This window comes from Aggregatilinea sp. (genome assembly GCF_036822615.1).
Classification (GTDB): Bacteria; Chloroflexota; Anaerolineae; order Aggregatilineales; family Aggregatilineaceae; genus Aggregatilinea.
The window spans coordinates 15,788-24,332 of the sequence record NZ_DAISHJ010000072.1 but is presented as its reverse complement, the minus strand read 5'-3'; the positions used below and the strand labels follow the sequence as shown (position 1 = coordinate 24,332).

6 protein-coding genes and 1 pseudogene are annotated in these 8,545 nt (G+C 62.5%); all 7 read left to right on the top strand.

The features are described from left to right. A pseudogene (locus V7116_RS17380) lies at positions 1–291 on the top strand (hypothetical protein); the annotation flags it as partial. Then, on the top strand, positions 224–1,528 hold the full coding sequence (locus V7116_RS17375) for a DVU_1553 family AMP-dependent CoA ligase (RefSeq protein ID WP_324393224.1): 1,305 nt from the start codon (positions 224–226) through the stop codon (positions 1,526–1,528). The pseudogene V7116_RS17380 and the gene V7116_RS17375, both read left to right, overlap by 68 nt. 287 nt (positions 1,529–1,815) lie before the next feature. Then, positions 1,816–2,844 carry a LacI family DNA-binding transcriptional regulator gene (locus V7116_RS17370; RefSeq protein ID WP_324393223.1) on the top strand — a complete coding sequence of 343 codons (1,029 nt, stop codon included), beginning with the start codon at positions 1,816–1,818 and terminating at the stop codon, positions 2,842–2,844. Between the two features lie 142 nt (positions 2,845–2,986). Next, positions 2,987–4,264: an extracellular solute-binding protein gene (locus V7116_RS17365; RefSeq protein WP_324393222.1), complete on the top strand. Its 1,278-nt coding sequence runs from the start codon at positions 2,987–2,989 to the stop codon at positions 4,262–4,264. A gap of 89 nt (positions 4,265–4,353) precedes the next feature. Next, positions 4,354–5,295 (top strand): carbohydrate ABC transporter permease, encoded by a 942-nt coding sequence (locus V7116_RS17360; RefSeq protein WP_324393221.1) that lies wholly within the window; start codon positions 4,354–4,356, stop codon positions 5,293–5,295. A 3-nt stretch (positions 5,296–5,298) separates the two neighbouring features. Next, on the top strand, positions 5,299–6,129 hold the full coding sequence (locus tag V7116_RS17355; protein WP_324393220.1) for a carbohydrate ABC transporter permease: 831 nt from the start codon (positions 5,299–5,301) through the stop codon (positions 6,127–6,129). Between the two features lie 166 nt (positions 6,130–6,295). Further along, positions 6,296–8,545, top strand: a 2,250-nt coding sequence (locus V7116_RS17350) for a glycoside hydrolase family 3 N-terminal domain-containing protein (RefSeq protein ID WP_324393219.1), incomplete at its 3' end; no start/stop codon positions are given.

Genomic DNA, 8,545 nt, shown 5'->3' with positions numbered 1-8,545 from the left:
CTGCGCGCCGGGCCAAGCCTGGGGACCTGGGACGTGGTGCTGGCACGGGCGCAAACGCATGCCTTCAGCATCTCAGGGATGGCCTTTCAGGACGCGTGGACGCTCGATCTGGAGCGGCTGCGGGACTGCTGCATCCATACCGTCAGCCCGACTGGGCAGATCATCCCCTTTTGTGCTTATAACCTGACCAACCGCCAGGGCATCTCCCTGTATCGAGGTCGCTATGCTCACCCCGCTAGAACCGTGGATCGCGCACAAGATCGCCTGCGAGCCGGATCGTCCCACGCCTGATCGCATCGAAGCCTACCAGCTCGACCGCCTGAACAAGACGCTGGCGTTGTGCCGGGCACACAGCACCTTTTACAGAACGCATCTGGCCGGGCTGCCCACGCAGATCGACCGGTTGGACGACGTGCGGATGCTGCCGTTCACCACCGCCCAGGATCTGCGGCGCGCGCCGCTGGGGTTCGTGTGCGTGTCGCAGAGCGACGTGCAGCGCGTGGTCACGCTGCAAAGCTCCGGCACGACGGCGCAGCCCAAGCGGCTGTTTTTCTCCAAAGAAGACCAGGAACTCACCATCGATTTCTTCCGGGTGGGCATGTCTACGTTCACGCGCCAGGGCGACCGGGCGTTGATCCTGCTGCCCGCCGAGCGCGCCGGGAGTGTGGGGGATCTGCTGGCGGAGGGGCTGAAGCACCTGGGCGCGCACGCGGTGCGGCACGGCCCGGTGCATGACGTGGCGGAAACGCTCGCGGCGCTGCATCACGAGCAGGTGAACGTGGTGGTCGGCGTGCCGGTGCAGGTGTTGAGCCTGGTGCGCGCGCCGGCGGCGCTGGATTTCCCCCAGCCGCGCATCGACGCGGTGCTGCTGAGCACGGATCACGTGCCGGACGCCGTGGTGCAGGCCGTGCGGAGCGCGTGGAAGTGCGAGGTGTACAACCATTACGGCATGACCGAGATGGGGCTGGGCGGAGGCGTCGAGTGCGACGCGCACGCGGACTACCATCTGCGCGAGGCGGATCTGCTGGTGGAGATCATCGATCCGGCCAGCGGCCAGCCCGCGGCAAACGGCGAACAGGGCGAGATCGTCGTGACGACGCTGACGCGCCACGCGATGCCGCTGATCCGCTACCGGACGGGCGACCTCAGCCGCTTCATCCCCGAACCGTGCGCGTGCGGCACGGTGCTGCGCACGCTGGCCCGCGTGCGCGAGCGCATCGACAGCTTCGTGACGGTGGGCGCGGAGGACCGCCTCTCGATGGCGGACCTGGACGAGATCCTGTTCGGGGTGGAGGGGGTGCTCGATTTCGAGGCGGGGGTCGCGCTGCGCAAGCAGCAGGCCACACTGCGGATTGAGATTCAGGCGGCGGGGGACGAAAACACCGTGCGCGAGTCGGCGCGCGCGGCGCTGGATGCGCTGCCGGTGGTCCGGGGCGGACAGGTCGCGCTCGAACTGACCACCACGCCCCGCAATCTCACGCTGGCGCGCGGGGCGGGCAAACGCCTGATCCGCCGCGTCGCGTTTTGATCTTCACGGGAATTGACGACGGGAAAATGACACAATAAATCGCGGGCGACTCGCTTGACACCGCCCTGACTTTCTGATACAGTGAATTTGCAAACGCTTTCAAAACAACATTTTTCTTCTTTTGAATAGTCGTTGGATTTGACAATGAATCCGCTTTTTTGCACCCCACTTCCTCTGCATAGGTGTTTCCCTGCTCAGCCGCTGTTACTGCACAGCCAGCCCGCGAGCTTTTCATTTACTCTAGTTTGCAAACGCTTTCACAAATTATCGGCATAAGGTAAGGGCACTTGAATAAGTCGCGCCGCTCGTCTCACGTCACTATCAAAGATATCGCTCGCGTTTCCGGCGTGTCGTATTCTACCGTGTCGCGCGTGTTGAACAACAAAGATCACGTCAAACCGGAGAAGCGCGAGCAGGTGCTGGCCGCCGTCGCGCGGCTACAGTACGTCGTGAATCCGCAGGCGCGCAGCCTCGCGGGGGGACGATCCAACGTGATCGGCCTGCTGGTGCCTGAGCTGGGCAACGGGTATATCGGTGAGGTGGTGCGCGGGATCGACGATGGGCTGTCTTCCAGCGGCTATGACCTGATGCTGTACACGACGCATCGCCACGCCGACAAAGAAGCGACGTACCTGAAAACACTGGTGCGCGGCCTGACGGACGGCCTGCTGCTGCTGGTCCCCTCTGACCCGCGCGGCTATCTCGACACGCTGCGCCAGGAACAGTTTCCTTACGTGGTGATCGATCACCAGGGCTTCGATGACTTCAGCCCGACCGTGATCGCTAAAAATTATCAGGCGGCGCTGAGCGCAACGACCTACCTGATCGATCTGGGACACCGCCGGATCGGATTCATCATGGGCCAGCGCCATCTCAACAGCGCCAACGAACGGTTCAAGGGCTACCGGGACGCGCTCCAGGCGCACGGCATCGCGTTCGAGCCGGAGCTGGTGGTGGACGGCGAGTTTTTGCAGAGCGTGAGTTACGCCGCCGCCGACCAACTGCTGGCGCGGGCGGATCGCCCCACCGCGATTTTCGCATCGAACGACCTGTGCGCGTTTGGCGCGATGGATGCGGCGCGCAATCGCGGCCTGAGCATCCCCAACGACATTTCGATTTTGGGCTTCGACGACATTCCACAGGCGGCGAGCGTGCGGCCCGCACTGACTACCGTGCGGCAGCCTTTGATGGAGATGGGCCGCATCGCCACCCGGATGCTATTAGATTACATTGCCAATCCCCAACTGCCTCGGGAGCGCATTTTCCTGGAAACCGAACTGGTCATCCGTGATTCATGCGCGCCCTTGCAGCCATAACGCTTATGAATGCAGGTGAGGTGATTCGAAAGGAGGAGGCTGGCGGATAAGGATCACTGACCTGTGATCGCCCGAAGCGGGCGCAACGTTCTGCTTTGTCTACTAGTGCATTTACCGTTCAGCTTATTAAAGGAGATTACCCATGCGTAAGGCGCTCATTCTTGTCCTGGTTGTGGCGATGCTGATCGGTGGCGGCGTCGTCTCGGCCCGCCAGGAGAAAAGCATTACCTTCTGGCATATCCAGAACACGGGCGACGGCCCGATGCTGATCCAGCAGGCCGTAGATCGCTATATGGCCGACAACCCTGACGTGAACGTCGAAGTGGTCCCGATGCAGAACGACCCCTACAAGACCCGCATCCGCACAGCGATGGGCGCGGGCGATGCGCCGTGCATCTTCCTCTCCTGGGGCGGCGGCCCGCTCTATGAGTACGTGAAGGCCGACCAGGTGCTCGACCTGACCGACTATATGAACGCCGATGACTACAAGGATCATTTCGTCCCGGCGTCGCTGAGCAACGTGACCTTCGACGGCAAGATCTACGGCGTGCCGGTGGAAAACACCAGCGTGGCCGTGATCTTCTACAACAAGGCGATCTTCGCGGACCTCGGCCTGGAGCCGCCCACGACCTGGGACGAACTGCTGGCCGTTTCGCAGACGCTGATCGACAACGGTATTTCGCCGTTCTCGCTGGCGAACAAGACCAAGTGGACCAGCTCGATGTACTACATGTACCTTGTTGACCGTATCGCCGGTCCGGAAGTGTTCGCCAGCGCCGCGAACCGCACCGGTGGCAGCTTCGAAGATCCCGCGTTCGTCCAGGCGGGCCAGATGATTCAGGATCTGGTCGAAATGGGCGCCTTCAATGAGGGCTTCAACGGTCTCGACTACGACACGGGCCAGGGCCGTATGCTGATCTACGCCGGTCAGGCCGCGATGGAACTGATGGGCTCGTGGGAAATCGGCAACTTCCTGTCCGAGAATCCCGACTTCTACGCGGAAGACCTCGGCATCATCCCGTTCCCGGCGGTTGAGGGTGGCGCGGGCGATCCGACCGATGTCGTGGGTACGGTTGGCGACAACTACTACAGCATTTCGCCCACCTGCGAATATCCTGACGAAGCGTTCGCGCTGCTGCAGTACGTGATCGACGACGAATCGGTCGCCGCGCGCATCGAGTCGGGCCGCGTGCCGCCGGTCAAGGGCGTGTCGGAAATGATCGAAGAGCCGATGCTCAAGCAGATCGTGGAGATCGTTGAGAACGCGGCCAGCGTCCAGCTTTGGTACGACCAGTACCTGCCGCCGGAACTGGGCGAAGTCCATAAGGACACGATGCAGGCGCTCTTTGGCCTGGAAATCACGCCCGAAGAGGCCGCGCAGCAGCAGGAAGCCGCCGTTGCCGAGTACTTCGGCGAATAGCCTGACGGCTGTTCCTGGCGGTTTCGACTGTCCGCACCTACGGGAGGGCCTTCCGCACGGAAGGCCCTCCTCAACAAGGAGCTAGCATCATGGACACTGCTGCGCACCCGCGTGAGCTAACCCGGTCGCGCCCCTCGCGTGGCCGGCTTTTCAGTGAGCGCACCTGGACGATTTTCCTGTTTTTGCTGCCCACTGTCGTATTCCTGTCGATCTTCGTGGTCTGGCCGATCATCTCGTCGTTCCGGCTGAGCTTCTTCGAGTGGGACGGCATCAACCCGACGAAAGATCCGGTGGGGCTGGAAAACTGGTCCCGGCTGCTGCATGATGGAATTTTCTGGAAAGCGTTCCGCAATAATCTGGTCGTCGTAAGCCTGTCGCTGCTGGTCCAGATGCCGCTGGGCATGGGACTGGCGATTTTACTGGAACAAGGCGAGAAACTATTCGTCTTTAAAATCTTCAAGACGGTTTACTTCTTCCCCATGTTGATGTCGTCGGTTGCGATCGGCATCCTGTTCAAGTACATCTACGACCCTGTTTTCGGCATCATCAATCCCGCGCTGGAAACGGTGGGGCTTGATGCCTGGACGCGCAGTTGGCTGGGCGATACGGGCGTGGCGCTCTACGCCGTGATCGCCGTCATTTGCTGGCAGTACACCCCGTTTTACATGATTTTGTTCCTGGCGGCCCTGCGGGGCATTCCGGAAGACCTGAAGGACGCCGCGTTGATCGACGGGGCAACCGAGCCCCGCTATTACCGCAGCATCGCGCTGCCGTTGATGCAGGGCACGCTGCGCACGGCGATGATCCTTTCGCTCATCGGGTCGCTCAAATATTTCGACCTGATCTGGGTGATGACCGAAGGCGGACCGAGCAACGCCTCGGAATTGATGGCAACGTACATGTATAAAAAAGCCTTTCCGTCGTTTGAAATGGGATACGGCAGCGCTGTCGCATCGGCCATGTTCATCATCGTCATGGTGATCGCTATCGTCTCGCAGACGCTGACCCGCCGCTTCGAGACGGAGGTGTAACCTATGAATACACGTAAGCTGGCGAACAATACGGTGCTGATCGCGATCGGGCTGGTGTGGCTGGTCGTTTCAGGTGCGCCGTTTTACTTCATGGCGATGACGGGCTTCAAAGAGCGCTTCGAGCTGTTTTCGGGCGATGTCTTCGCCTTTCCCCAGAACCCCACATTTACCAATTACAAAGAGGTGCTGACCGGCGGCTCGTTCTTCACCTACGTGCAGAACAGCGTGTTGATCGTGTTCGTTTCGGTCGGGCTGATCCTGGTAATCAGCTCGATGGCGGCCTACGTCTTCGCGCGGATGAAGTTCATTCTCAACCGCCCGCTGTTCGGGCTGGTGATCGCCGGGCTGGTGATCCCGGTGCACATTACGCTGATCCCGGTGTACCTGTTCACGCGCGACATCGGCCTGTACGACTCGCTGTGGGCGCTGTTGGGGCCGTACGTCGCGTTCAACCTGCCGCTGTCGATCTTCATCCTGACGGAGTTCATGCGCGGTATCCCGCGTGAGATGGAAGAAGCGGCCTACATCGACGGTGCGGGACCGATCCGCACGTTCTTGCGGATCATGCTGCCGCTGTCGATGCCGGGGCTGGCGACGCTGGCGATTTACAACTCGGTGACGCTGTGGAACGAATTCGTGTTCGCGTTCGTGCTGATCACGTCGCCCAAGAACCAACCGCTGCCGCTGGCGATCTGGGAATATCAGGGGCAGTATTCGATGAATATTCCCGCGATTCTGTCCGTGCTGACGCTTTCGGCGCTGCCGCTGGTGCTGATTTACATTGTGGGGCAGGAGAAAGTGCTGCGCGGTATGATGGCGGGTGCGCTGAAGTAAGCCGGATCGACGCCGCGCGCCCTGATTCCGCGTATTGCGGAAGGGGAGCACGGGGGAACGAGCGAGGAACCGCGTTCCCGCTCGAAAAGCGCGCAGCCGCTTCTGGCAGTCGTATATCTGGTGACTCTGGGATTTTCTGGCAAGACCCTGAAATGAGGTTTCTTCGATGACGCAAGCAACAACCCAACAACCACTTTATAAAGATCCGACCCGGCCCACCGAGGAGCGCATCAGCGATCTGCTGGCGCAGATGACGCTCGAAGAAAAGGTGGGACAACTGGGCAGCGCATGGGTATTCGAGCTTCTGGACGGCCTGACCTTCTCGGAGGGGAAAGCCGGACGGCTGATGGCGCATGGCATCGGCCAGATTACGCGTATTGGCGGGGCGAGCAACCTGCGCCCGGCGGACAGCGCCCGACTGGCGAACGCGATCCAGAAGTGGCTGATCGACCACACGCGGCTGGGCATTCCGGCGATGGTGCACGAGGAATGCTGCAGCGGCTATATGGCGCTGAGCGCGACGTGCTTTCCGCAGTCGATCGGCGTGGCGAGCACGTGGAATCCCGAACTCGTGGAAGAAATGACCGCGGTGATCAAGACGCAGATGCGGGCCGTGGGCGCGCATCACGCGCTGGCCCCCGTGCTCGACGTCACGCGCGATCCACGCTGGGGACGCGTCGAGGAGACGCTGGGCGAAGATCCGTACCTCGTCGCGCGGATGGGATCGGCCTACGTGCAGGGGCTTCAGAGCGACGACTGGCGCCAGGGCATCATGGCGACGGGCAAGCACTTCGTGGGCTACGGCATGGGCGAGGGCGGCATGAACTGGGCCCCGGCGCACATCGCCGCGCGCGAGATGCGCGAGATCTACCTGCGCCCGTTCGAAGCGGCGATCAAAACCGCCGGACTCGCCACGATTATGAACGGCTACCACGAACTGGACGGCGTGCCGTGCGGCGCGAACCGTGCGCTGCTGACCGGCATTCTGCGCGAGGAATGGGGCTTCGACGGGCTGGTGGTGTCCGACTATTTCGCGGTGGATCAACTGGCAGCCTATCACCGCGTGGCGACCAGCAAGGAAGATGCCGCAAGCACGGCGATCAAGGCGGGCATCGACATCGAACTGCCGAGCACGGACTGCTACAGCGACGCGCTGGTCCGCGAAGTGGAGCGGGGCGCGGTCGATATGGCGCTGCTGGACGAGGTGGTCAGCCGCGTGCTGCGCGTCAAGTTCGAGCTGGGCCTGTTCGAGAATCCGTTCGTGGAAGTCGAAAGCGCGCCGCAGGTGTTCGATACCGCCGATCAGCGCGCGCTGGCGCGGGAGATCGCGCGCGAATCGATCGTGCTGCTGAAGAACGAGAACGGCCTGCTGCCGCTGGACAAGAAGATCCCGTCGGTGGCGGTGATCGGCCCCAACGCGGACACGGTGCGCAACATGGTCGGGGACTACGCGTACCCGGCGCACATCGAGAGCCTGCTCGAAGCGGATAACGATAATCCGTTGGGGCTGCCGCGTCCGGACCGGCTGGAAGTGGTCGCCAACTTTGTGGAAATGATCAGCGTGCTGGACGGCATCCGCGCCAAGCTGGGGCCGGAGACGCAGGTGCGGTATGCGGCGGGCGTCGAGACGGTGCTGGGCGAATCGACCGAGGGCTTCGCGGAAGCGGTCGAGGCGGCGCGGCAGTCGGATGTGGCGATCCTGGTTGTGGGCGAAAAATCGGGCCTGACGGACGACTGCACCTGCGGCGAAGCACGCGACCGCGCCGAACTCGGGTTGCCGGGCGTGCAGCAGCAGCTCGTGGAAGCGGTGGCCGAAACCGGCACGCCGGTCGTGGTGGTGCTGATCAGCGGGCGTCCGCAGGCGATCCCGTGGATCGCGGCGCACGTCCCGGCGATTCTGCACGCGTGGCTGCCCGGCGAAGAAGGCGCGAACGCGATCGCGGACGTGCTGTTTGGCGATTACAATCCCGGCGGCAAGCTGCCGATCTCGATGCCGCGCGACGCGGGGCAGGTCCCGGTCTTCTACAGCCACAAGCTGTCGGGCGGGCGGTCGCATTGGAAGGGCGATTACGTGGAACTGAGCACCAAGCCGCTGTATGAGTTCGGCTATGGGCTGAGCTACACGCGCTTCGAGTACGGCGATTTGAGCATTTCGGCAGCGCAGGCGTCGGCGGGCGAGTCGGTGGACATTTCGCTGACGGTGCGCAATGCAGGCGAGCGCGAGGGCGACGAGATCGTGCAGTTGTACGTGCGCGACGCGGCGTCTTCCGTGACGCGCCCCGTCAAGGAGCTGCGCGGCTTCAAGCGCGCGCATCTGGCGGCGGGCGAAAGCAAGACGGTGCGGTTCACGCTGGCCGTGAACCAACTGGCCTTCTACAACCTCGATATGGTGTATGCGGTCGAGCCGGGCACGATC